The 25,086-nt window shown below is 37.0% G+C and carries 18 protein-coding genes; 11 read left to right on the plus strand and 7 right to left on the minus strand.

Annotated features, from left to right (window positions below; all coding sequences use genetic code 11):
* From ACIP9C_RS20615 to ACIP9C_RS20625, 3 genes are all read left to right on the plus strand, one after another.
* The coding region (locus ACIP9C_RS20615; protein ID WP_401013946.1) for an InlB B-repeat-containing protein at positions 1–1,747 on the plus strand (1,747 nt) is incomplete at its 5' end.
* Positions 1,748–2,043: 296 nt separating this feature from the next.
* Positions 2,044–3,753, plus strand: coding sequence for an RTX toxin (locus tag ACIP9C_RS20620; protein WP_401013949.1), 1,710 nt, complete (start codon positions 2,044–2,046; stop codon positions 3,751–3,753).
* A gap of 87 nt (positions 3,754–3,840) precedes the next feature.
* On the plus strand, positions 3,841–6,201 hold the full coding sequence (locus ACIP9C_RS20625; RefSeq protein ID WP_401013952.1) for an S-layer homology domain-containing protein: 2,361 nt from the start codon (positions 3,841–3,843) through the stop codon (positions 6,199–6,201).
* 158 nt (positions 6,202–6,359) lie between these two features.
* On the opposite strand, the gene ACIP9C_RS20630 is transcribed toward ACIP9C_RS20625, so the two are convergent.
* Complete coding sequence (locus ACIP9C_RS20630; RefSeq protein ID WP_401013955.1) at positions 6,360–7,061, minus strand: response regulator; 702 nt, start codon at positions 7,059–7,061, stop codon at positions 6,360–6,362.
* Between the two features lie 4 nt (positions 7,062–7,065).
* Positions 7,066–10,092, minus strand: coding sequence for an ATP-binding protein (locus tag ACIP9C_RS20635; RefSeq protein ID WP_401013958.1), 3,027 nt, complete (start codon positions 10,090–10,092; stop codon positions 7,066–7,068).
* 282 nt (positions 10,093–10,374) lie between these two features.
* Between ACIP9C_RS20635 and ACIP9C_RS20640 the strand changes: the two genes are divergently transcribed.
* Positions 10,375–11,190, plus strand: coding sequence for a metallophosphoesterase (locus ACIP9C_RS20640; RefSeq protein ID WP_401013961.1), 816 nt, complete (start codon positions 10,375–10,377; stop codon positions 11,188–11,190).
* A 455-nt stretch (positions 11,191–11,645) separates the two neighbouring features.
* On the opposite strand, the gene tatC is transcribed toward ACIP9C_RS20640, so the two are convergent.
* The 4 genes from tatC to ACIP9C_RS20660 are packed head-to-tail and all read right to left on the minus strand — an operon-like array spanning position 11,646 to position 15,224.
* On the minus strand, positions 11,646–12,485 hold the full coding sequence (tatC, locus tag ACIP9C_RS20645; protein ID WP_401013963.1) for a twin-arginine translocase subunit TatC: 840 nt from the start codon (positions 12,483–12,485) through the stop codon (positions 11,646–11,648).
* A gap of 10 nt (positions 12,486–12,495) precedes the next feature.
* On the minus strand, positions 12,496–12,699 hold the full coding sequence (gene tatA / locus ACIP9C_RS20650; protein WP_139860418.1) for a twin-arginine translocase TatA/TatE family subunit: 204 nt from the start codon (positions 12,697–12,699) through the stop codon (positions 12,496–12,498).
* A gap of 52 nt (positions 12,700–12,751) precedes the next feature.
* Positions 12,752–14,464 carry a GMC family oxidoreductase gene (locus tag ACIP9C_RS20655; protein ID WP_401013966.1) on the minus strand — a complete coding sequence of 571 codons (1,713 nt, stop codon included), beginning with the start codon at positions 14,462–14,464 and terminating at the stop codon, positions 12,752–12,754.
* A 19-nt stretch (positions 14,465–14,483) separates the two neighbouring features.
* Positions 14,484–15,224 carry a gluconate 2-dehydrogenase subunit 3 family protein gene (locus ACIP9C_RS20660; protein ID WP_401013969.1) on the minus strand — a complete coding sequence of 247 codons (741 nt, stop codon included), beginning with the start codon at positions 15,222–15,224 and terminating at the stop codon, positions 14,484–14,486.
* Between the two features lie 311 nt (positions 15,225–15,535).
* Between ACIP9C_RS20660 and ACIP9C_RS20665 the strand changes: the two genes are divergently transcribed.
* On the plus strand, positions 15,536–17,548 hold the full coding sequence (locus ACIP9C_RS20665; RefSeq protein WP_401013972.1) for a methyl-accepting chemotaxis protein: 2,013 nt from the start codon (positions 15,536–15,538) through the stop codon (positions 17,546–17,548).
* Between the two features lie 256 nt (positions 17,549–17,804).
* Here ACIP9C_RS20665 and ACIP9C_RS20670 read toward each other — a convergent pair whose 3' ends face one another.
* Positions 17,805–18,989, minus strand: coding sequence for an alanyl-tRNA editing protein (locus tag ACIP9C_RS20670; RefSeq protein ID WP_401013975.1), 1,185 nt, complete (start codon positions 18,987–18,989; stop codon positions 17,805–17,807).
* A gap of 161 nt (positions 18,990–19,150) precedes the next feature.
* Here ACIP9C_RS20670 and ACIP9C_RS20675 point away from each other — a divergent pair, with 161 nt between their 5' ends.
* The 6 genes from ACIP9C_RS20675 to ACIP9C_RS20700 all read left to right on the plus strand — a co-directional run bounded on the left by ACIP9C_RS20675 (position 19,151) and on the right by ACIP9C_RS20700 (position 25,055).
* The gene (locus tag ACIP9C_RS20675) at positions 19,151–19,438 is read left to right on the plus strand and encodes a DUF6509 family protein (RefSeq protein WP_340821346.1); all 288 of its coding nucleotides are present in this window, start codon (positions 19,151–19,153) and stop codon (positions 19,436–19,438) included.
* Between the two features lie 367 nt (positions 19,439–19,805).
* Entirely contained in the window at positions 19,806–21,140 is a 1,335-nt protein-coding gene (locus ACIP9C_RS20680; protein ID WP_401013979.1) for an FAD-dependent oxidoreductase, read from the plus strand.
* A 26-nt stretch (positions 21,141–21,166) separates the two neighbouring features.
* Positions 21,167–21,640 carry a glutathione peroxidase gene (locus tag ACIP9C_RS20685; RefSeq protein ID WP_401013982.1) on the plus strand — a complete coding sequence of 158 codons (474 nt, stop codon included), beginning with the start codon at positions 21,167–21,169 and terminating at the stop codon, positions 21,638–21,640.
* Between the two features lie 431 nt (positions 21,641–22,071).
* On the plus strand, positions 22,072–22,839 hold the full coding sequence (locus tag ACIP9C_RS20690; RefSeq protein ID WP_401013985.1) for an ABC transporter ATP-binding protein: 768 nt from the start codon (positions 22,072–22,074) through the stop codon (positions 22,837–22,839).
* Positions 22,826–24,694 carry an FtsX-like permease family protein gene (locus ACIP9C_RS20695; RefSeq protein WP_401013987.1) on the plus strand — a complete coding sequence of 623 codons (1,869 nt, stop codon included), beginning with the start codon at positions 22,826–22,828 and terminating at the stop codon, positions 24,692–24,694. The genes ACIP9C_RS20690 and ACIP9C_RS20695 overlap by 14 nt, the downstream gene beginning before the upstream one ends.
* A gap of 1 nt (position 24,695) precedes the next feature.
* Positions 24,696–25,055 carry a YxeA family protein gene (locus ACIP9C_RS20700; protein ID WP_401013990.1) on the plus strand — a complete coding sequence of 120 codons (360 nt, stop codon included), beginning with the start codon at positions 24,696–24,698 and terminating at the stop codon, positions 25,053–25,055.
* Positions 25,056–25,086: the final 31 nt, after the last annotated feature.

Consider the following 25,086-nt stretch of genomic DNA (forward strand, 5'->3'; position numbering starts at 1 on the left):
TGAAAAAGTAAGTAAACCAACGCCAGCGCCAACGAAAGCGGGCTATACATTTGGAGGTTGGTACACAGATGTAACGCTTACAGAAACTTATGATTTCAACAATGTCATTACAGCGAATACGACACTTTATGCGAAATGGAAACTGGTTACTTACACGGTTAATTTTGAAGTGAATGGTGGAAGTCTCGTGCCAAGTCAATCGGTAGCACATGGTGAAAAAGTAAGTAAACCAACGTCAGCTCCAACGAAAGCAGGCTACACATTTGAAGGTTGGTACACAAGTAGTACACTAGATAAAATATTTGACTTTAATAGTAGTTCTATAACTCGAAACGTTACTATTTATGCAAAGTGGGTTAGCATCGTAACACCACCTACTAGCAATGATGGTAACGAAAGCTCTACTCCATCAACAAACACTGAACACATTGTTGTTGATGTCGACGGAGAAAATGGTGTGAATTTAACGAAAACACCAATTATTCGTACGACGATGCCAGATGGAGTAATTAAAGATCATGTTTCAATGTCCGAGGATATCGCTAAGGAAACAATTGAAAAAGCAAAACAACTGGGTAATGATACTGCACGTATTATTATTCCTGATGCAAACGATAAAGTAAGTGAAGTTGTCGTTGATATTCCTAAATCTTCAGTAGCTCAAATAAATGCTGGAAACATAAATTTAGAAATTGCAACTATGAATGCTATAATTTCTATTCCAAATGTATCTATGTTGAACTTTGGTAATGATTTATACTTCCGTTTGGTGCCTATCAAGACATCAGAACAGCAACAACAAGTGGAGGAAAGAATATTAAAAGAAGATCTAATTAAAGATACATTGCAAAGTGAAAAAGTATATTTAATAGGTCGTCCAATGACGATTGAAACGAATATGCAAAATCGCCCAGTGACATTAACATTGCCATTACCGAAGAATATAACGCAAGAACAACTTGATAATTTAGCAATTTTTATTGAGCATAGCGATGGTACAAAAGAGTTATTACGCGGCAAAGTTGTAGATTATCAAAAAGATATGCTAGGTGTACAATTTGAGATTACAAAATTTTCTACCTTCTCCATTATCTATTTACCAGATGATGAAAATGTAGAGGAACCAACAACCGACCATGTTACACATACACCTTATATTCAAGGCTATGCAGATGGCACATTCCGTCCGAATGCATCTGTAACTCGCGCACAGATGGCAAGTATGTTCGCTCGTCAATTAACAGGTAATGCAATTCCGCAAGCGCAGGCAACGTATACAGATACAATGCAACATGACGCAAAAGATGCCATAGAATTTGTGAAGGATGCAGGTTTATTTAATGGTGTTACGGAGACAAGCTTTAATCCAAATGGCTTCATTACGCGTGCCCAAATGGCGGCAGTAGCCGCTCGTTGGATAGAGAAGCAGTGTTCGGACAATCCAAATGCAGAATTTTGTAAAGCAACCTCACAAGATATAGATTTCAAAGATGTGAGTAGTAGCCATTGGGCTAATAAAGCAATTGCTACTGTGAGTGCATTGAGAATTATGACTGGGACGACGGCAGACACATTTAATCCAGATGGTAATTTAACTCGTGCACAAGCAGTGAAGGTACTAAATCACTTGTTTGAGCGTCAAGCGCCAACAGAGCATCAAAGTCCAATTTTTAAAGACGTCCAAAGTAATCATTGGGCATTTTATGAGATTCAAGAAGCTGCAGTAAAACATACTCATAATAGATAATGAATTAGTTAAAAAGGCTGAATGAAAGAATTTTTGCCAATGAAAATCCCGAACTTTTTTGAAAACACTCTAATTTAGTGTTTTGTAATAGTTCGGGTTTTCTGTTTTGCCATTTAGTAAATTTCAACTATATAACAGATAAAATAAATTATGTAATTTCCACTTTTATATCAAATAAAGGTTAAGAAAAATTAACTTTTGTTATTGTGATATGTCATAGTTAGGATTTTAGTACTGATATATAATGAGGGGTGAGTTATAAGTCATTACATAATTTTTAAAAAGGAGGGGTCACTTTGTATCGAAAAAGAGAATGTCTTATGATAGCCATTTTACTAACTTTAATCTGTAGTTTTTGTGTTCAAGAAAAATCAGCCTATGCAGCTTCTGGTAATCATCCACCTGTTGTTGTAGCTTCTGAAATAATTCCAAAGCAATCAATGACACTTGGACAAGGAAAAATTGTTATTGATTTAAGTAAGTTATTTTATGATGCAGATAACGATCAGTTAATACTTAAAGCTATTACTGAAACTGTAGGTATTGTAACAGCAGATTTAAATTCAAATTTATTAACGATTGAGGTACTTTCACCTGGGAAGACACGAATAAAGATTAGTGCTGATGATCGAAAGTTAGGGAGAGCAAGCAGTAGTTTTGAAGTAGAAGTCTTACCTACGTTGAATAACATACCAATAGTTACTCAATTAATAAATAATCAAACTGGGCATGTTGGAGATGCGCCAATTCTAGTTGATGCAAGTAATGTTTTTGCTGATGTAGATAATGATATTTTAACGTTAGAAGTTAGTTCCAGTGATGAATCTGTTGCTACAGCTCAATTAAATTCTCAAATGATTACTATCGTACCTGTAGGCATCGGTCAAAGTATAATTTCAGTAAAAGCGGATGATGGTAACGGGGGTAGTGAAACTACAACATTTGCTGTTACCGTAACTAGTCCACCGAACCAATCTCCCGTGGTTGCGCAATCAATTAGTAATAAATCAGGAATAGTGAATGATGTCATCACTATAGACGGTAGTGGTATTTTTTCAGATGCAGACAATGACGTTCTTACGATAAATGTTAATTCTAGTGATGAATCTATTGCTACAGCTCAAATTAATGGACAAACAATTACTGTTTTGCCGATAGCAGCAGGCGTAAGTACTATGACAGTCCATGCAGATGATGGAAAAGGTGGGCAAGTATCTACAAGTTTTATAGTTACTGTATCTAACCCAACGTTTAACCATGCCCCAATGGTTGCTAAAACAATTAGTAATCAAAGAGCAACAATAGGAGGGAAGCCTTGGGAGATTATAGTAAGTGATGTGTTTACAGACGATGATAACGATACTTTAACGTTAACTGTAAGTTCTAGTAATAGCGGAGTAGCAACTGCTAGTCTGAATGGTTCGTCTCTTAAAATTACACAAAATGCATTGGGTACAAGCGTAATTACTATTTCAGCAGATGATGGAAAAGGTGGACTAGTATCAACAAGCTTTCTTTTCAGTGTAGAAGCCCCAGGACTTTTTATATCGGATTTTGTGCAAAATGGAGAATATAATGATGTCCTAGAAATATATAATGCAACAAGGGTTCCTCTATTAAATTATAAAATAGAAATTCAGCAATATAATTTAATTTTAAAGCAGCATAGTATCAAAACAATAGATATACCTTTAGTTTATCCAAACACAAACTTTGTGTTAATCCATACTTATTTTTATGACTTTTTTGATATTACTTCTTCACAATACTTCAATGATGATTTTATTTTTAGAGATGCCTCTAAAATAACGGTGTCAATGATATTAAAAGACAGTAATGGCATTGTAGTAGATACGGTTGGGGTTAGGGATTCAATCAACCCGATATTGGAAAGTAGCGGTGGTTATATAAGAGATAAAAGGCTCCAATCTGGTTCATCCAATTTTAACAAATCAGAATGGATTGTATTACCTAAAGACGATTATTCTACAATTGGTCACTATTAAAAAGAGAGGGCGATTTTTATTCAATATTCTAAAAGAAAAGTAATAAATTTATTTATTTTAACTATCTTAATAATGATTATGATGCCTGTGACTTTTGTATCTGCAAAAAGTGATTTTTATTCATTTAATACCGCAACTAATAAAGAAGAAATGAAATTAGCAATGACTACAGATTGGAGTGTAGTACATTACTCAGCTCGAGGAAATGAATTATTTCAAAATTTTAAAATAGCAGATCAAAATTATTTGGCAAATAAATTACTAATCGAGCGGCCACAGACAGGGTATACATCTACAAGTGCATTACGACAAGTATATTTAAATGCAGTCGAAAATCGATCCTATCTTATAAATGTTAACAATGCGACAGATGCACTTACACTATGGACAATTTTTATGGATGATTATCATTTAAATTATAGTAACTTCAATCGCCTGACTATAGAAGATCAAGATAAAGTCTGTCAGCAAATTATAATGGCACGTCCTAGTCAAGGTTTTGAGTCTATAGAAACTTTACAATCTGTGTTTGACAGTGAAGTTATTGGTATTTTTATTAACAAAGTACAACTTGATAAAGATGCTCTTACTATTCAATATGCTCAAGATGATACTTCAGAAAATGTAACGAAAAATCTTGTTCTACCTATTATTGGAGATAATGGTGCGTCAATAACTTGGTCATCTGACAAGCCAGAGGTAGTTAAAGGGAATGGCGAAGTTATACGCCCGTCGGCAGGCAAAGGAAATGAAAAGGTTACATTGACTGCTAAAGTTTTCATCGGTGAATATGTGAAAACTAAAGTCTTCACTATTAATGTAAAGGCATTTTCACAGAGTCATAATGCTTTTTTAAAGGAGTTAACGATTTCATCGGGCAACTTCAATACACCATTTGATAAGAAGATAATGTCTTATACGGCCAAAGTTCCACATATAATTGATAGTATAAATATCAAAGCTATTGCGGAGGACGATAAAGCAAATGTAACAATAAATAGTAAGACAAGTACTGAAGCAATAAGGCTAGTAACAGGTATGAATACAATAAAGATTGTAGTGACTGCGGAAAATGGTAGCCAAAGGGAATATACAATTTTGGTTACAAGGGAAAATGCTCCTATTAATAGCGGGGATACAACTGTCTCTGAATCTACAGAAAGTTTTACTGTGAATATAGAATCAAGTAGTGGAGAAGCTGTTTCTAAAACGACAATTAAACGAATAATTGGTGAAGATGGATCGATGAAAGATGAAGTGATTTTAACAGAAAAAAGTGCATTGGAAACTATTTCTAAGTTGAAAGAAGTAGGTTCAGATCAAGCACGTATTGTTATTCCAGATTCACAGAACAAAGTAAAACAGGTTGATATATCAATACCTAATAATATTGTTAGCCTGTTGAAAAACAATCAATTAAATCTAACTATCCAGGCTTATAATGTAAACATCGATGTTTCAAAAGATTCATTGGCAACATTTAATGATAATTTATATTTCCGACTAATACCTTTAAATGAACAAAACGAGCAATTAAAAATCGAAGAGCGTGCAAAAAATGAATTGATTGATAAAGACATAACTGGTAGTTCAATTAGTAAGTTAATAGGGCGTCCAATGAAGATTGAGACCAATATGCAAAATCGCCCAGTAACATTAACCTTACCTTTGCCTAATAATTTATCCCAAGAACAGCTTAATAATCTAGCTATCTATATCGAGCATAGCGATGGAACAAAAGAGTTATTACGCGGGAAAGTTGTAGATTATCAAAAAGATATGCTAGGCTTGCAATTTGAAGTGCAGAAATTTTCTACTTTCTCCATGCTCTATTTGCCAGACAAGGGTGACGATGTTAAATATACACCTTATATTCAAGGCTATGCAGATGGTACATTCCGACCGAATGCATTTGTAACGCGCGCACAGATGGCAAGTATGTTTGCCCGACAACTAACTAGTAATGCGATTCCAAAGTCTAATGCGACATTTACAGATACGGCTCAACATGATGCAAAAGATGCAATCGAATTTGTGAAGGAAACAGGTTTATTTAAAGGTGTTACGGAGACGAGCTTTAATCCGAACGGTTCCATTACACGTGCACAAATGGCAGTAGTAGCAGCTCGTTGGATAGAAAGACAGTGCAAAGAAAATCCTAATGCAGATACTTGCAAACCAACATCAGAAGGTATCATTTTCAAAGATGTTAGTGATAGTCATTGGGCTGTAAAAGCGATTAATACTGTCAATGAATTAGGCATTATGACTGGCGTAACGGTAGACACATTTAATCCTGAAGGTTATTTAACACGTGCCCAAGCGGTGAAGGTTCTAAATCGCCTGTTTGAACGGCCAGTAACAACAGAACATCAAGAGCCAATATTTAAAGATGTCCCAAGTAATCATTGGGCATTTTATGAGATTCAAGAAGCGGCAAAAAAATAGAACGTATTAAGGCGAAAGAGAAAAAGTGTTAGATTGTTTGTAGTCAATCTAACACTTTTTTGCTATGTCGTTGGTGTCCGCTACGGCGGATGCTTTCCAAAAGTTTAGTGGCGATTCGCAGACTTTTATTAGCGATTCCATAAGAGCTACCGCCTTTGCTACTCAAATAGGAATTGATAACCAGAACCCCTTACAGTTACGATTTTAGCTCGATGGCCAGAGATGGATTCCAGTTTTTTTCGCAAATTACTGATATGTACTTTTAACGCCTGTGTTTGTCCGATACTATCTTCCGCCCAAATGAGCTTATACAGGTCAGATGGATGGAAAATTTCCCCTGGACGCTGTGCTAAAAAGTACAGTATATGAAATTCCTTAGTGGATAAAATTAAAGCTATCCCATCGATGTAAACTTTTCCTGAGTGAACATGGAAGTGAATATTATCAATGACTTGAACATCCTCATTGCGTATATTTCCGTCTGTTAATTGCATATTTCCCTTCCGAAGAGAAATTCTTTCAATTGTTTTCATTAAGCGAGCTTTATCAATGGGCTTCAAAATATAATCAATAGCTTGAACAGAAAAGGCATCAATTGCATAATGCTCATACGCAGTTACAAAAATAATATCCAATACATGTGTTAAACCTTCTAATTTACTAGCAACATCAATCCCATTCATCTCTGCCATCTCAATATCTAAAAAAAGAATATCTGGTTTGAGTGCGGGGATGTTTGCTATTGCGTCTAAAGGGTTTAGAAATTTTCCGATAACGTTAATTGTTCCATTGTCCTTTAACATCGTCTCTAGTAAATTGATTGCTAAAATTTCATCGTCAACAATGATAGCTTTTAACATTCCTTCACCTCTTTTCATCCAAAAATAGCGGAAATTTTAGTATCACGGTCGTTCCCTCACTAACAATACTTTCAATATGGAAAGTTGCCTTCTCATATTTTTTTAAACGTTTAGTGATATTGCGAATCCCGACGCTCTGATGAGCGGATGGCTCTCCCGATAAAATGTTTTTTATTGTTTCTTGTGTCATACCTATACCGTTGTCCTTAATTTTAATAACAATCATTTGTTGATCTTTTTTAATAGTCATTGTTACTTTTCCATTTACTCGCTTATTTTTCAAACCGTGAAAAAGAGCATTTTCTACTAAAGGCTGAAGTAGCAGAGGGGGGATTAGTATATTTAAAGGCTCCTCCATCTGAATTTCCCATTCAAGCTGATCTGGATATCTAGTCTGGTGAATATTGACGTAAGATTGAATTAACATGAGCTCCTGTTCTAGAGGGATAAGGCTATTTGTATTCTCAAACGAGAAGCTGCTTCTTAAAAATGTAGCAAAATCCGTTATCATAATACGGGCTTTATCCAAGTCTAAATAGCTTAGCGATAAAATCGAATTTAAAACATTGTAAATAAAATGGGGTTTAATTTGTGCTTGTAAAAATGCAGTCTCCATTTTAATTGCAGTTTCAGCCGATTCCTTTAGTAAGATAAGATTTCGTACCCTTGTCTTCAATTCAGCAGTATCTAATGGCTTGTGTAGAAAATCATTCGCCCCAGATTGGAATGCTGCTAGCATATCCTCAGGACGGATGGCTGCTGTGAGCATTAAAATCGGTAACTCGGCAGAAGAATAGTTTTTCCTAATTTGTTGGCAAACCTCATATCCAGAAAGGTTCGGCATCATAATATCTAAAATCAATAAGTCTATATCTGGATGCACTTGTAATTGTTCGAAAACATGCTGACTATCATCAACAGCGATAATAGAATAGTTCTCCTTTGCAAGAATATCAATTAGTACTTTGAGGTTAATATGATCATCATCAGCAATCAGTATTTTTTTGCCCATTTTTCTTTCCTCAAAATAAGGAAATGTTATCGGCAAATAATCTTTAGTTAATGTGATTTTATTCTGTTGTTGTTTAGCTTGCTGGACTTTCTTTATTGTCTGCACAGGTAATTTAACAGAGAAAGTTGTTCCTTGATCAATAACAGAATGGACTGTAATTTCTCCACCATGCAACTTCACAAGCTCTTTCGTCACATTTAGCCCTAGCCCCGTCCCTTTACTTGCATCTTCTAACTGTCGGAATGGTTCAAATATCGACTCTAAATGTTCTGGAGCTATGCCTCGACCGGTATCACTTACTTCAATAGTAAGGAATCCTTGTTCTTCGTAGCATGAAATTTCTACTTTTCCATGCCTAGTATACTTAACAGCATTTTCTATAATGTTATATAGAATTTGACGCAGTCTATCCTCGTCAGCTACTATAAATTTTCCTCGTTCAATGTAATTGTAAATCTTTACATCTTTATTTCCGATGTACGACAATATTTCAACGATGACATGGGTCACAGAATAAAGATCAACGTTGGTAAGACGAAGCTTTAATTCGCCTTCTTTTAACTTTGAAAAATCTAGAATGTCATTCACAAGATGTGATAACTTTTCTGTAATATTAAATATGAGCGATATTTTTTCCTTTTGTTCCATCGTTAATGTAGAGCTTTCTTGAGGCTCTAACATGGAATGAGATATGGCAATCACACCGTGTAACGGAGTGCGGAATTCATGTGAGGTTTTTGCAAGAAAATCATCTTTTAATTTATCCACTCTAATTAAAGCACTTGTTAATCTACCTTTTTCTAAATAAGAATCTGTAAAACGATGAGAAATATAAAGAGAGAGCATCGTTAAACAAATAAAAGGAAGCAAGGGAGGTAAAGAGTAAATTTCTAGATTAATATTGAGATTTAAGGTAGCAACAACCATATAGATAAGAATAGCCATAGTACTAAGCCATAAATAAATAGCTCCTACTAATCGTTTAAAGATTGCAATCGTTTGAATATAAAGCAAATAAAAGATATTTATTAAAATATAAATAGAATGTACAGTTTGTAAGTATGAGCTAATGGATATTGGGAGCATTACTGTAGCTAATAATAAAATGCCAATAAGACAAAGTGCTTTCACAAACTTTTTATGTGAAAATTGCTGTAGGGCATGGTAAAAATACAGTAGCATAAAGATACCCGAACCGATACTTGAAATGATTTGGACTCTTATCAGGAATTCATAGCTAATAGGGAATAATGACATTAATATTTTTTCTCCATGAGATAGACTGTATAAACCAACCATGAAGCAAAATAAAGAAAAGTAGAGCTGCTCAATTTCGAGCTTGGCATATAAATAGGAACCAGCAAAATAAATAAACATTGTAAAAAAAGCAGCAAAGGTTATTAAATCATAGAAAAGTGAACCTTCTCTTAATTTACCAATACTCGCTTGATCCCCGATAAAAATGGAACCAATAATTCCTCCGCCTGATGCATAATCAAAATTAGCTACATGAATGATGAGGTCAAGTTCATTATTGTCAGGTGAGAAATATGCAACATACGGTACATTTTGTTGAATATACGTCGAATCTTCTGCAGGCTCTCCACTTTGTCCAATACGTTTTTCATTTATGAAAATAGCATTCGACATTCGAATATTACCTGTTTTTATGCCCAATATAGTATCTGTTTCATGAATTAAAATTTTTAAACGATAGGTACCGCTACCCAATGTAGTAAAATTTTGATCATCAAGCTTGTACTTAGACCATAGTGATGGGACATTTACTGAATAAGAATGAGAGTCATTGAATTCAGAATAATTCAACAATTTATTGGGGACAAAATCCCATTCTCCATCCAAGCTTACAGTGTTTTTGTGCAAATCATACTGTCTAAGATCTATTACTCCTGCAACGGCTTTAGGAGCATTCTGGCTTTCATTATTGAGTAATCGAGATGTCATCCCAATCATCATAATACTAATAATGACCATAAAAATAAGTAATAACTTTCTCATTCTCACTTTCATTCTTGTTCTCTCATTCTTATATTATTTTAAGGTATTGATATTAAAAGCGTAGTAAATGAATATGAAATTATACCCATATTATATCATGTGAAAGTTGACTAAGAATAGATGAAATGCACATGATTTCCTATAAAAGATGGATGAGCATGGTTGGATTTTGTGCATTTTGTGTAATTAAAGCGCATCTACTTACAATCGCTCTGTTTTTTGCTTATAATAGAAAGGTAAGAAGTTTTTCTGAAAAAGTAGCCACAAAGTGAGCGATTGCGATTGAAAAAATTATTATACGTAGTATTTTTTCTTGTTTTTATAGTCATTTTTTTGTACGTAAACAATCACTGGCTGGTTGTAAGTAAGCATGTATATGAATCTGAAAAAGTGCCAGTCAGCTTCGATGGACTACGCATTGTACAAATATCAGATTTACATGATGCACTCTTTGGTAATAACCAACAGAAACTCATTGCAAAGGTTAAGGCTACAAATCCAGATTATATATTTATTACAGGCGATGTTATTGATAGTAATCGCTTTAATTTGGAGCAGAGCTTACAGGCGGTGAGGGGGTTAGTCGAATTAGCGGATGTATATTATGTACTTGGAAATCATGAAGTTGCGACGAATAAGGTTAGTGAAATTTATGAGGCGCTGTCATCTTTAGGTGTACATGTGATGGCCAATGAATCGACCGTGTTAGAGCGCGACGGGGAGCGCTTGGCGATTGTTGGTATTGAAGATCCGTTAATGGGTAGATCAACTGAAGAAATGCTGGACATGGCGACTGCTTATGTTCCAGAGGACATGCTAAAGCTGTTGCTGGCGCATCGACCAGAAGTGTTTAGTACGTATGTAAATCAAGAAATAGATTTAGTATTCTCAGGTCATGCACATGGTGGTCAGGTTCGGATTCCTGGCATAGGAGGACTTGTCGCACCAGGACAGGGACTGTTTCCGAAGTTCACGGCTGGTGTTTACGAGGAAGGCAGCACCAAAATGGTAGTTAGTCGTGGCTTAGGAAATAGTAGTGTACCTTTTAGAGTTTTTAATCTACCAGAAATTATTGTGCTGGATTTAAAGAAAAAATAAGTACCGTTGATAAAAGGCATCAAGAAGATCACATTCTTGCTGCCTTTTGTCATTTTTTATGCTTTTATCATTATTACCTTTTTCTAAATATTATTCAGTTGATTGGAGCGGAGGGCGACGACTCCTGCGGGAACGCACCGAGGGCCGGTGCCAGGCACGCAAACAATTTACCTTGCATCTCATGAATTTTAAGACCATCCCAGGAAAAATCCACGAAGAATCCTGCGGGAACGCACGTAAAGTAAGATGCAACAGGCGGCGCGACAGCGACGGTTGCGGCTTACGTGTGCCCGCCGAAAGCGAAGTGGAATTTTACGATTTTAGGAACCGATATTATGCATGTATACATGCATAGTGCCAGGCACGCAAACAATTTACCTTAGGTGATTGGAGCGGAAAGCGTCCACCCGCAGCAGAAATCAACAGCAGTAGACTCTCCAAGCACTGCGTCTTAGCTAAGCAGTGCTTTCTATTTGTTTACGCTCCATACGTTTAACAAGATGAATACTGATTTCATATAAAATAATCATCGGTATTAATACGAGTAATTGGCTAATAAAATCAGGTGGGGTAATGACTGCTGAGCCAACGCCCATTATGATATAGGACCAGCCTCGTATTTTTTTCATCGATTCAGCAGTTAGTACACCGATGGACGATAAAAAGAGCGCTACGATGGGCAGCTCAAATAATAATCCAAGTGGCACCGTTGTCATAAGTAAAAAATGCATATATTCACTGGCGGATACCATTACATCAAAATTCGCCGCACCTAGGCTTACTAAAAATGAGTAGCTAAGTGGATTCACAACAAAATAGCCGAATGCTACACCTAATAAAAAGAGCACGAACATAACAGGTGCGTAGAGCCCGAGAAAGCGACTTTCCTCTTCCTTTAAGCCAGGTTTTACAAAGCTCCAAAGAAAGTGAACGAGAAATGGCATCGATAGACCAAATGCCAGAGTAGTGGAGATGGTCATATAAAATTTAACGACCTCGAGTGGTCCTAAAATAATGAGTGAATGACCACGCGTAACATACGGAAACCAAATATTAATGGTAGAGAATGCGACAATAAAAAATAAAATAAAAACGACAAGTCCTTTAATGATTTGTTTCCTTAGTTCTGCAATATGTTCAAATATTGAATCTAAAGGAAGGAGTGGTTTATCCTCAACTACTGTCTGTTCAATATCATTGAGAGTAATTTCAACAGGAGCCTCCCGCAACGATGGAGGCTCCTCTTGTTTTTTATCAAGTGGACTTAAATAATTTTTTTCTTCATAAGGATCCATAGGAAACCTCCTACGAAACGTCAGATTTTTTTTCTATTTTTTTCGCAGGCTCTTCGTCGTCATCCATTAATCCTTTTGTTGACTTTTTAAATTCTGCGAACGTCTTTCCAACTGCACCACCGATTTCTGGTAGTTTTTTTGGACCAAAAACGATTAGTACAATAACCAATATAATAATTAAACCAGGAACTCCGATTGCTCCAAGACCACCCATGGTGTCATCCTCCTATTAAATATAATTTTTTTGTTGCACTAAATGACAAACATTACACTAAAGAACCACCTGATTTGCTATATTTCAAAATACCTTCTGCACAGCGATAAGCTAGTGCGCCAAGTGTACCTGTTGGATTGTAGCCACTATTGTGAGCAAAGCTTCCGGAACTTAAAGCGAAAAGATTTTCTACGTCCCAATGTTGTAGATAGTTGTTCACAACGCCCTTATCAGGTGTTGTGCTCATCACTGTACCACCAGTATTGTGTGTTGTTTGATAAGGTACGATGTTGTAATCGGTAATTTCCGCATTTGGCACAATTGTTTTGGCACCCATCTCTTTCATTATGTCAGCAGCGCGAGCTGAAATAAATTTATGAAGCGCTCGATCCTGATCAGTGAAGTTGTATGTTAATTGTAAAAGCGGTAAACCGTACGCATCTTTGTAATTAGAATCAAGTGATAGGAAATTTTCTTTATGTGGCATGGATGCCCCTTGTGCACCAATACCGAACGAACGTGTATAGTAATGAATAGACTGCTTTTTAAACTCCGGTCCCCATGTTGGCGTATCAGGAGGTGTTGGATTTGAACCAATAGGGCGTGCACCTGTTTGAGTAAGCGCGATATTGCCACCATGGATAAAATCTAATTCGCTATGGTCAAAGTTATCTCCGTTGTAATCATCAATACTCATACCGAGAGAACCTGCACCCATAAATGTATTGTATTGGTCATCAAAGAATCCTGTAGCACCAGGTAAAATTTGATAGCAATAATTTCGACCTAATGTTCCTTTGCCTGTTGTTGGATCATATAGTTGACCAATGTTAGAAACCATTAGTAGTTTGGCATTGTTAAAGACATAGCTTGTTAATACGACAATATTCGCAGGTTGAATAAATTCCTCTCCAGATATCGTGTCGATATATCTTACGCCAGTTGCTTTGTTACCTTGTTTTAAAATTTCTACAACGTTTGAGTTGTAACGTAAATCAAAATTTCCAGTTTTTAATGCAGTAGGTACTACCGTAACTTCTGCGGAAGATTTTGCGCCATATTCACAACCGAAACGCTCGCAGAAGCCACAATATTGACAAGCATTAATTGTTTCACCGTCAGGATTTTTATAGACTTCTGATAAGTTAGCAGAAGGGACCATATAAGGTGATAATTTTAGATTTTTTGTTGCTTTCTCAAATTGTTGTAGCATAGGCGTCATTTTCATAGGAGGAGTTGGATAAGCGCTTGAACGTTTCCCGGCAAATGGATTTTTATCATCGCCTGAAATACCTGTTGTTTTTTCGAATTTATCAAAATAAGGCTCTAATTGATCGTAATTTAATGCCCAATCCTGTAGTAAATAGTCAGGTCCTAATTTGTTAGCGCCATAACGCTCGTCTGTCAACGTTTTAATTTGGAAATCATATGGTAAAAATCGGAAAGTCATGCCGTTCCAGTGTGTTCCAGATCCACCAAGCCCCTCACCTAATAAAAAGGAACCGAGTTGACGCATTGGTAAAGCTTGCATTTTACGATTATTACGGAATGTAACAGTTTCTTTTGAAAGGTTTTGCATTAAATCATAGCGAATTGCATAGCGATATTCGTCATGAATATTTAAAAAATCCTCCGTGCCACGCTTCTGACCTCGTTCTAAACCAACTACCTTTAATCCAGCTTTCGAGCACTCAGCAGCGACAATGCCACCTGTCCACCCTACACCTACTGTTACAACGTCTACACTTGGTAATGTAGTTGCCATTTATAAAACCCCCCTTAAATTAATGGTTGCCTAATTGATTTGGCTCAATTTTTTGGAACTTAGGATCTTCAATCATTGTGATATACGCCATCTGATGACCAGGGAAGCTCTTCATGCGCCAGCCTTCCATGTTGCGGTTTCCGCCATATAAAGGATCTGAATATGCCCCCTCTAAAGTAGCAGCACGTAATAAAGTGAAGAAGAAAGCTGATGTTACTCCATACATTTGGACTTCACCTTTTTGAAAGGCTGTTAATATTTCATCCATTTGCTTACCCTCTAACTCGTTAAAAGGTTTTTTGAAGCGACTTTGAGCTTCTGTCTCCATTAAAGTAACGCCTTGTTTGAAAATTTCTGCACGAGTTAAACGACTTTGATAACCTTGTGTTGGGGCACCCTCCCCAAAAGGACCATGCATATATTCCTTAGAGTTACTACCATATTGTCCAGCTAACTGATGGTCAATAAAGTAAGGAACATCTAAATCAATCGCACCTGGACCTAAATCATCCTTAGGGAAAATGCGCTCAGTAGCATTCGATAAAATACTAAAATCGCGGTCGTTCATGAAAAACATTTTAGCTTTAGGTGCAGCTGCTTCATTTGCAGTACCGTTACCATGCTCTAATGTAGAAGTACCTTTACCGTTAATGTTATAGCCAACAAGACCACCTATTAATCCACCACCGACTAATGTACCAGCTGCAATACCTGTTGTTTTTAAAAAATCACGACGTGAGACATTATTATCTGTACTCATAAAAATCCTCCCCTCCAAGAAGTAAATAGATTGTGTTCTATCTTTTATAATCAGCAAAAAAACCAGATTATAATCAATTTGCCATGGAAAAAGTTTTAATTTAATCCAACGAAATAGACTATTAAATAACAATTAAGAAAGAGTGTGGATAAAATGTATTAGACTATAAGCACTATGCTTATGATGAAAAATACAATTTTAAACAATTTTTATTGTTAATGGAAAAGTTTTGTTGACTTCTAGTTTTCGTGACCTTACTCTGAAGAAGGAAGGGCAAAAAATTACAAAATTCTAAACAAAAAATTGGAGAAATGAGCAAATTAAATATGTGGATTAAAGGTATAGGTGGTAAATTAGTTGTAGCAATTATCGCTTTAGTATTTGTGACATGTGGTACGCTTGGATTTTCTACATGGTGGAATAGTACAAAAGCAGTTGAGGAACAGGTCCAAGAAAATTTAATATCAAGGGCAGAAGATGTATCAAAATACATAGAAGAACACTTCCAACTAACATTAGTGGAGGTAGAGGCCATTGCGGAGCAAGCAGCTATCCGTAACATGGACTTTGAGGAGCAAAAGACATATTTAACGAAACGTTTTGAGGATAGTAAAAATTATTTAGGCTTTGGTATTATTACGTCTGATGGAATAGCTCATTATTTAGATAATACAACAGCTGATTTAGGTGATCGGGAATACGTAAAAGAAGGTTTTACAGGCAAGACAGTCATGTCGGAAATTACAATAAGCCGTGTAACAAATGAGCCAGTTATTTTAATTGTTGCACCTATTGATACAGTAACAGGGGAAAAAGCATTACTATTAGCGCGAATAGATGGTTATTACTTATCCAACATTGTAGAGGACATTAAGGTTGGAAAAAATGGTTATGCCTTAATGTTAGATGCTAAAGGTACTATTATCGGGCATAAAAATCATGCACTTGTAAAAGAGCAGGACAATGCAATTTCTGCCGCTGAAAAATCTGGTGAAATGACAGGTGAATCATTAGCAGCACAAGAAATGATTAATAATTCAAATGGATATTTTGCCTTCGATACAAAGGAAGATGGCACAAATTTAATGGGGTTCCACACGTTAGATAATGGTTGGAAAATGGGGGTAGTCGCATTAGAAGATGAAATGCTCTCAGGGCTTTCACAATTGAAGACAAATTTCATTATCATGACTATTATTGTTTCAATATTGGGATTGTTGATTTCGTTTGCGATTTCGCGATCTGTAAGTAGACCGTTGCGTCATGTGCTTCGTATTAGTGAAGGGTTATCTGAAGGAGATTTTACACAAGAAATTCCTGATAAATATTTAAAGCGTATTGATGAAATGGGTACTCTTGCGCGTGCATTAAATAGAATGGCAGATAATATGCGAGAGATGATATCACAGGTTGGAAAAGAAGCAACAGCGGTAAATGAGACATCTTGTGAATTAATGGGAGATGTGCTTGATGTGACAAAGCATTCTGAGCAAATTGCAGGTGCAATAGGTGAGGTAGATCGTGGGGCACAAAGTCAAACGGCAATGGCTGAAGAAGGTGCATCAGCTATGGAACAAATGGCATTAGGTATTCAAAATATGGCAGAGGTCGCTTCAACGATAGCCTCTAATACTGATTTTATTTCCGAGAAAATAAGTGAAAGTAATGGAGCCGTTAAACAATCTATTACCCGTATGGATGAAATACAACGAGGAACAGCGGTAGAGCTCGACATTATCCGTAAGTTAGAACAAGAATCAAAAGAAATAGAGTTAATTTCTAAAATGATTACTGATATTTCAGATCAAACAAACTTGTTAGCCCTCAATGCCTCAATTGAAGCTGCACGAGCAGGGGATGCGGGTAAAGGCTTTGCGGTGGTAGCAGAGGAAGTAAGAAAACTTTCGGAGCAAACAGCTGGGTCTGCCGCGCAGATTAATGTATTAATTGATAGAGTACAAGCATACACATTAGAGGTCGTGAAAGCTGCAGAGAGTGGCGAAGTGAATGTAGCCCGAGGATTAGTAGCTATAGAGGCAGTAGGAGAGCGCTTTGAAGAAATCGTACATGCTGTTGGTGAAATAGCAGGTCAGATTGAGGAAATGAATGCTTCAGCAGAGCAAATGTCAGCCAATACGGAAGAGGTTTCAGCTTCAATGGAAGAAATGGCGGCAACAGCACATGCTGCAAGTGATTATGTTTCTGAAGTGAAAAATGCAACATCTGAGCAAATGAAAACTGTAGAGACGATGAACGATCAAACTGTAAAAATGTCTGAAATGGCAAATCGCCTACATGGAGCAATCCAAAAATTTAAATTTTAAAATGAGTGCTAAGATGAGCCAGAATAAAAGAGAAAAAGTGTTAGATTGATTGCAATCAATCTAACACTTTTTTTTATGCCGTTGCTGTCTGCTACGGCGGATTTTTTCTACTCAACGGCACACAGTAGAAAGTATTCAGAATTGTTTGGGTGACTGGCACTTTTATAAATTATCGGCCCAGCAAATTAATATCGATGCAATCTCACAACAATTAGGTGAACCTTGCGGGCCTTGTTATGTTTCTATCCATATACATTTAATTCAGTGCTTCTTGCATAACAGTGAGCAGTTGCTCGCGGGCAATTATGCGCTCGCCACCACCTTGCACCATTTGATTACTGCCGCCACCTTTACCATTAATGACTGGCAAAACTTTTGCAGCAAGGTCTTTCATGCTTGTTGGTACTTGGGCACCACGCGTCGCAACAAACTGTAGCTTGTCTTCATTTTCTGAAACAAGTAGTGCGATTGCATCCGAACGTTCAGCTACAATAAAACGAGCCAATTTTTGAAGCTCTTGTATCGAGCGATCATTAAAGGAAGCAGAAATTATATAGTTATCGCTAGATGCCAACGCTTTCGCTTCAAAGGCAAGCAATTCTTCTTTTGCTGTTACAAGTGCCTTTTCTGTCGTTTTTTGATTTGCTAGTAGCTTTGCAAGCGCAGTAGCTGCTTCAGATTCAGGTACACTTAATTGTCTAGCAACATCGGCTAGTACAGTTTTCCTCATCGCTAGCTCTGCTAAAACTCGTTTACCACATACAAAGGACACACGTACATTCCCCTTCATTTTTTCGGTACTTAAAATTTTAATAGCGCTAACTTGCCCTGTGGATGTCGGGTGTGTACCACCACAGCCATTGTAGTCAAAATCAGGAATAATGACTAAACGAATATCTCCTGTGACTGCTACCTCTTTACGCAAGTTGTAGTTACCAAGCTCTTGTTCTGTAATCCATTTTGTCTCAATTGGACGGTTTTCTAAAATAATGTCATTTGCTCGAGCTTCAGCCGCTGCAAGCTGTTCGCTTGATAGAGTGTCGACAGCAATATCAATATTTACCTGCTCACTACCGAGGTGAAAGCTTACTGTTTGTGCATCAAAAAGTTCAACAAACGCTGCTGTTAAAATGTGCTGTCCAGCGTGCTGTTGCATATGATCGAATCTGCGCTCCCAGTTCAATTTACCGTGCACTTCACCAGATAAAGCGGAAGCATCGTTCTCGATATAATGACGGATTTCATCATCAACCTTTTCAACATCGATGACGTTAGTATTGTTTAATGTACCCGTATCATGTGGCTGACCACCACCTGTAGGATAAAAGGCAGTGTTAGAAAGCACAACGTACTGGCGTCCATCATCCTCTATGCCAGTACGTACAATCGTTGCAGTAAATTCACGTTGCATAGTGTCTTGATAATATAGTATCTCTTTCATTAAAAAGCCCCCTTTATGTAATTTGATTTAACTTTCATTGCTAAAAGTTTTACTTTATTGTGGCATAATTGCTTGTAGGTGTATACAGGTTTTCTAGTTGACCCATGCTGAAATTGATTTATTATAGAAAAGAATAGGTAAAGATAAAGGAGCTAGTATAAATGGATATTACACAATTTTCGATGGAAGAAATTTTAGATCCGACGAATATTATTGAAGGTAAGCGCTATGAGTTTATTTTAGATGTAGACATTGATGAAGAGGATGAGCTATACCATGAAGCGGGTATTGAAATCCGTGTTTTAATTGGCGAAAAAGAAGGTGCGCCATTTATTTTAAATTACTTCATTATGGAAAAGGCAAAGGGAGAGTATTTAGACTTTGCGCTGGAAGATGAAGAGTTAGAAGAGATTTTAACGTTCTGCAAAGAAGAAATAGCAAAAGCATAAGTACTTAAACAGGTAAAGGAAAACGATTGTTTTTCTTTACCTGTTTTTTGTAGAAGGGAAATAACCCGTGCCAAAAAGTTGAGTCATTTGTTCCTCTCTTACTGCTTTCTACCTTTTAAAAAAAGGTAGTACTGGAAACGTGCATTTGTAATTAGCTTTTTGATAACATTGATGTATTGAGTTGCAAAGTAATAGGTTTTATCGCTTGATTTACAGTGCATATCAATGGTTATAAAGTAAAGAAGCGTTATGACAATTTTAAATCCTATGTGAGAGGTACTATTTGCTATGTATGTGGCGGAAAACGTCATCTACATAGTTACGAATACTGAGATTAAGTGGTAATAAGAAAAAGGGGGCTTGTAGGATGAAATTCGTAATCATTGGGGGAGATGCGGCGGGAATGTCCGCCGCTATGGAGATTTATAGGAATGTACCAGGGGCTGAAATCACCTCTTTGGAGCGTGGATTTATCTATTCATATGGACAATGTGGATTGCCTTATGTAGTAGATGGGCGGATTTCATCAACAAAGCGCCTCATTGCGCGAGATGTTGAAACATTCCGTGATAAATATGGTATTGATGCACGAGTTGGACATGAGGTCGAGCATATCGATGTGGAGAACCAGCTTGTTTTGGGTACACAAGCTTCAGGTGAACCATTCGAGATTGCATACGATAAGCTTCTTATTGCTACAGGAGCGGACCCAATTATCCCTGTGCAAAAAGGTGCTGAATTAGCAGGTATTCATAAAGTTAAAACAATACCTGAATTAGAAGATTTACTTGCAGATTTAACACCAAATATAGAGCAAGTGACGATTCTCGGTGGGGGCTATATCGGACTTGAAATGGCGGAAACAATTCGGGCATGTAATAAGAAAGTACGACTTATACAACGAGGCAATCAAGTCGCTAATATTTTAGATGAAGAGCTAGCTAAGCATGTTCATGAAGAGGCAAAAAAGCAAGGCATTGAGCTACTATTAAATACAAATGCCGAAGCGTTTGAAGGCACTACACGTGTTGAACGAATCCTAACAGATAAAGGAGCGTTAGAAACTGATTTAGTTATTGTAGCTTCAGGTATTAAACCGAATACGCAATTTTTAGATGGGACAAATATTATATTAGCTAAAAATGGCGCAATCGTTGTGAATCGTCATTTAGAAACGTCAGTTGAAAATATATACGCTGCTGGGGATTGTGCAACTCATTTTCATATCGTTAAAGAACGCTTAGATTATGTACCACTTGGAACGACGGCAAATAAGCAAGGGCGCTTAGCAGGGCTTAATATGTCTGGGAAATTTGCACCGTTTCGTGGTGTTGTCGGCACCTCTATACTGAAATTTTTTGATTTAACAATCGCCACGACAGGCATCAATGAGCGTACTGCAAAAGAACTTGGATTTGAGTATGAGGCATATAAAATTTCTGCACGTCATATTGCAGGATATTACCCAGGAGCGCAGCGCATGTTTATTAAAATTGTTGTGCGGAAGCGAGATCAGCAACTTTTAGGTGCACAAATTGTTGGACCTGCTGGTGTGGATAAACGCATTGATGTCTTTGCTACAGCTTTATACAATAAAATGACATTACCTGATTTACTCGATTTAGATTTAGCCTATGCGCCACCTTTCAATGGTGTGTGGGATCCATTACAGCAAGCTGCAAGAGTGAATGCACGTCAATAATATAATGGCAAATAGGGGGAGTAAAAATGAATATTTATGATATTAATGTAGCTTTAGAGGATGGAACAGAGTATAGCTTAGAACGTTATAAGGGCAAGGCATTGTTAATTGTCAATACCGCAACGAAATGTGGGTTTACACCACAGTTTGAGGAGTTAGAAGAGCTCTATAAAAAATATCATGATGAAGGACTAGTTGTGCTTGGCTTCCCGTCAAACCAGTTTAAGCAGGAGGTAGCCACTGCGGAAGAGGCTGCATCACAATGTCGTTTAACATATGGAGTAACGTTCCCAATGCATGAAATGGTGAAGGTGAATGGCAAGGAGGCACATCCTATTTTTAACTATTTAACGACCCATTCTAAAGGCTTCCTTGGTAGTAGTGTGAAATGGAACTTTACAAAGTTTTTAGTAGATCGCAATGGAGAAATTATCAAACGATACGGCTCTGCTGATAAGCCAAGTAGCATTGAGGAAGATATTAAAAACGTATTAGCTTAGAGCACGAAGGGGATGGAATATCTCCGTTTGTCCACCATTGAAAAAATCAATATGGTTTATTTGCAGTAAGCAATAGAGTGTCGGCAAAAGACATCAAGAAGTTAGTTCATTCTTGATGTCTTTCGTCATTTTTAATCCTTTTAATAACCGTCAAATGGGTGACAGGCACTCAAACAATTCAGAAAAGTATACGATACTAGTTGATTGGAGCGGAGGGCTGCGACTCCTGCGGGAACAGCGAAAAATGTAAGCCGCAACCAACCGCGCGTTTGCGAGGGTTGCGGCTTACGGTGTGCCCGCGGAAAGGGCCAGCCCATAGCGGAAATCAATTGCAGTAGTCATCTTTTTTCGATTTAAGGTTGTTGTAAGCTTACGACAATTTTGCTGTAAGTTTGGGGTCGTATACTGTAAACAGAAAGAGGTGAGCGTATATGACGCCATTATTAAAGGTACAAAATGTAGGAAAAACATACGGCAAAGGCGCGAATATATTTACAGCGCTTGAAAATATAACATTCGAGGTAGAACAAGGTGAGTTTGTCGGTGTAATGGGGCCTTCCGGGGCAGGGAAATCGACGCTCTTAAATGTTTTAGCGACAATTGATACACCAACAACAGGCGATATTGTAATAGGAAATACAAATTTAGCACATATGAAAGATACACAGTTAGCAGATTTTCGTCGTGATAACTTAGGGTTTATCTTCCAAGATTATAATTTGCTTGATTCATTAACTGTTCGCGAAAATATAGTACTACCACTTGCCATTGCGAAGGTGCCACAGAAGGAGATTGCTGTAAGAGTAGAACGTATTGCACAGTTGTTTGGCATTAGTGATTTACTAGATAAATACCCTTATCAAATTTCAGGCGGTCAAAAGCAAAGAACAGCATCATCACGTGCGTTAGTAACAGCGCCGAAGCTTATTTTTGCTGATGAGCCAACAGGCGCACTCGATTCAAAATCTGCAACAGATTTATTGGAAAGTTTAAGTGATTTGAATCAATCTCATGCCGCAACAATTATGATGGTCACGCATGATGCATTTGCAGCAAGCTTCTGTCAGCGTATTCTCTTTATTCAGGACGGCAAGCTTTCCAAGGAAATTCATCGTGGGATACAAACGAGAAAGCAGTTTTTCCAGGAAATATTACAGGTGCTTGCAGGCATCGGAGGTGGAGTAAATGACGTTATTTAGTTTGGCGCGTAAAAATGTTCAGCGTAATTTGTCGAATTATTTTTTATATATCGCCTCAATGGTATTTAGCATCGTGATTTACTTTACATTTGTAACGTTAAAATACAATGACGATCTTGCAGGCTCAACAGGTATGTCGCAGCAAATTAAAGGACTAATGAGTGCATCGTCAATCGTACTATTATTTTTCATTGTAATATTTATCGCGTATTCTAATTCATTTTTTATGAAGAAACGAAAAAAAGAAGTAGCACTTTACTCGCTACTAGGTGTACGTAAACAAAAAATCGGCCTAATGCTCTTTTTTGAGAATTTAGTTATTGGACTCGTATCACTGGTTTTAGGTATAGTAATAGGCTTTTTTATGTCGAAGGTGTTATTAACAATTTTAGTACGACTGATGGGCTATCAAGTCGTGGCAAATTTAACATTCACCCCTGAAGCAGTGCTTCAAACAGCGGGCATCTTTGCCGTACTTTTTCTATTTACTTCTTTACAGGGCTACCGCGTTATTTATCAATTTAAATTGATTGATTTGTTCCATGCAGAGAAACAAGGGGAGAAAATTCCACGTGCATCGTTTTTAGCGGCAATTGTGGGGACAGCACTTATTGCATTTGGCTATTACACTGCTTCTTCTGATATTTTCACAAGTCCTATTTGGAAGCTGTTTACAATCCTTGGGACACCACTTTTAGTAATAGGTGCAACAATAGTCGGGACATATCTACTGTTCCATAGCGTGAGTGTTTTCGTATTGACAGCTTTGAAAAAGGCAACATCTTGGTCTTGGAGAGGCTTGAATTTAATTGGCGTTTCGCAACTATTATATCGAATACGAGCAAATGCTAAATCGTTGTCCATTATTGCGATTTTAAGCGCAACAACGATTACAGCTGGTGGTGGTGTATTTGGCATGTACTACAATACCGAAGCATCGGTGCGCCACGTGCTACCAAACACATTTATGTGGAAAGGTGAAGCTGTTAAATTTGACCAACAGAACGTATTGTACAATGAATCGATTCAAGCAAAAAATTTACGCGTTGATAATGAATTTGCTTTTTTTGAATATACATTATTGAAGGAATCTGATTACAATCGTTTAGCCACATTACAGGGTACAAATCGTGAGCTTCATATTGCAGACGGTTCAGCTGTGCTACTAGATGTTAACTTTGATGAACGTTTTTCACATGACTTTACGGGTGAAAACTTTAAATTGCAGAGTGGCGAATCCTTCCATATCGACAAAATGTATACAGATAGTGTGCTAAACTTTATTTCAGCTGGCACGGTGCTTGTCGTAAACGATCGTGCATTTGATGCGACAAATGCGGAAGGTGTGACAATGCAGGCTGTTGGCATGGACAATGATTTAAAGCAGCAAAGTGTATCTAAACAAATATATGAACAGCTATCTACTGAGCAACAAGAATGGTTTTCAAGTGTTCCTCAAAGCTATGAGGATAGTCTAGGTACTGTAGGTTCATTACTATTTGTAGGAAGCTTTTTAGGGTTAGTATTTTTAGCAGCTACGGGAAGTATTATTTATTTTAAAGTGTTAACAGAAGCAGAAGAAGATCAGGCGAAGTATGCAGTATTAAATAAAATCGGCGTGAACAGCAAGCAAATATTGAAGACAGTGGCAGGACAGGTTGCTGTCATATTTAGTGCACCTCTTGTTGTCGGCATCGTACACAGTGCTTTCGCGCTTCTAGCATTTTCACAATTATTTAATATGGATATAACGAAGCCCGTTATATTATGGATGGTTGCATATTCAGTCATTTACGGCTTGTATTATCTCTTTACTGTACGGTCGTTTTATAAAATTGTGAGACAGGGGAATTAATATGAAAAAGATGTTTATAAGTATTGGAGCATTGTTTATATTGTTTGTGGCAGGTCTTTGCGTACTCATGACAGTAGATTTTAATCGTTTAAATAAAGACACTTACTATGTGCATATAACTGCCGATGGGGAAGTTGAAGAATACAAGGCAGATGATGGGCAAATTATTCAAACGTATTGGTATGAGCTACCGGCATTTAAAGAAAACGGTGAAGAAATGACGTTGAAATTTTCTGCTCAAAAAAATTTACGCCTAGATGCATACTTAAAGCTTTATGTGAAAAAAGAAAACGAAGTAACGTCTTATGATGAAATACAATTTGATGAAATGCCTGCAAAGGTACAAGCACAAATAAAATAAAAATATAAGAGGAGCGGCCATAATAATTGGA

This window comes from Lysinibacillus sp. NPDC093210 (assembly GCF_044753985.1).
In the GTDB taxonomy this organism is placed as follows: Bacteria; Bacillota; Bacilli; order Bacillales_A; family Planococcaceae; genus Lysinibacillus.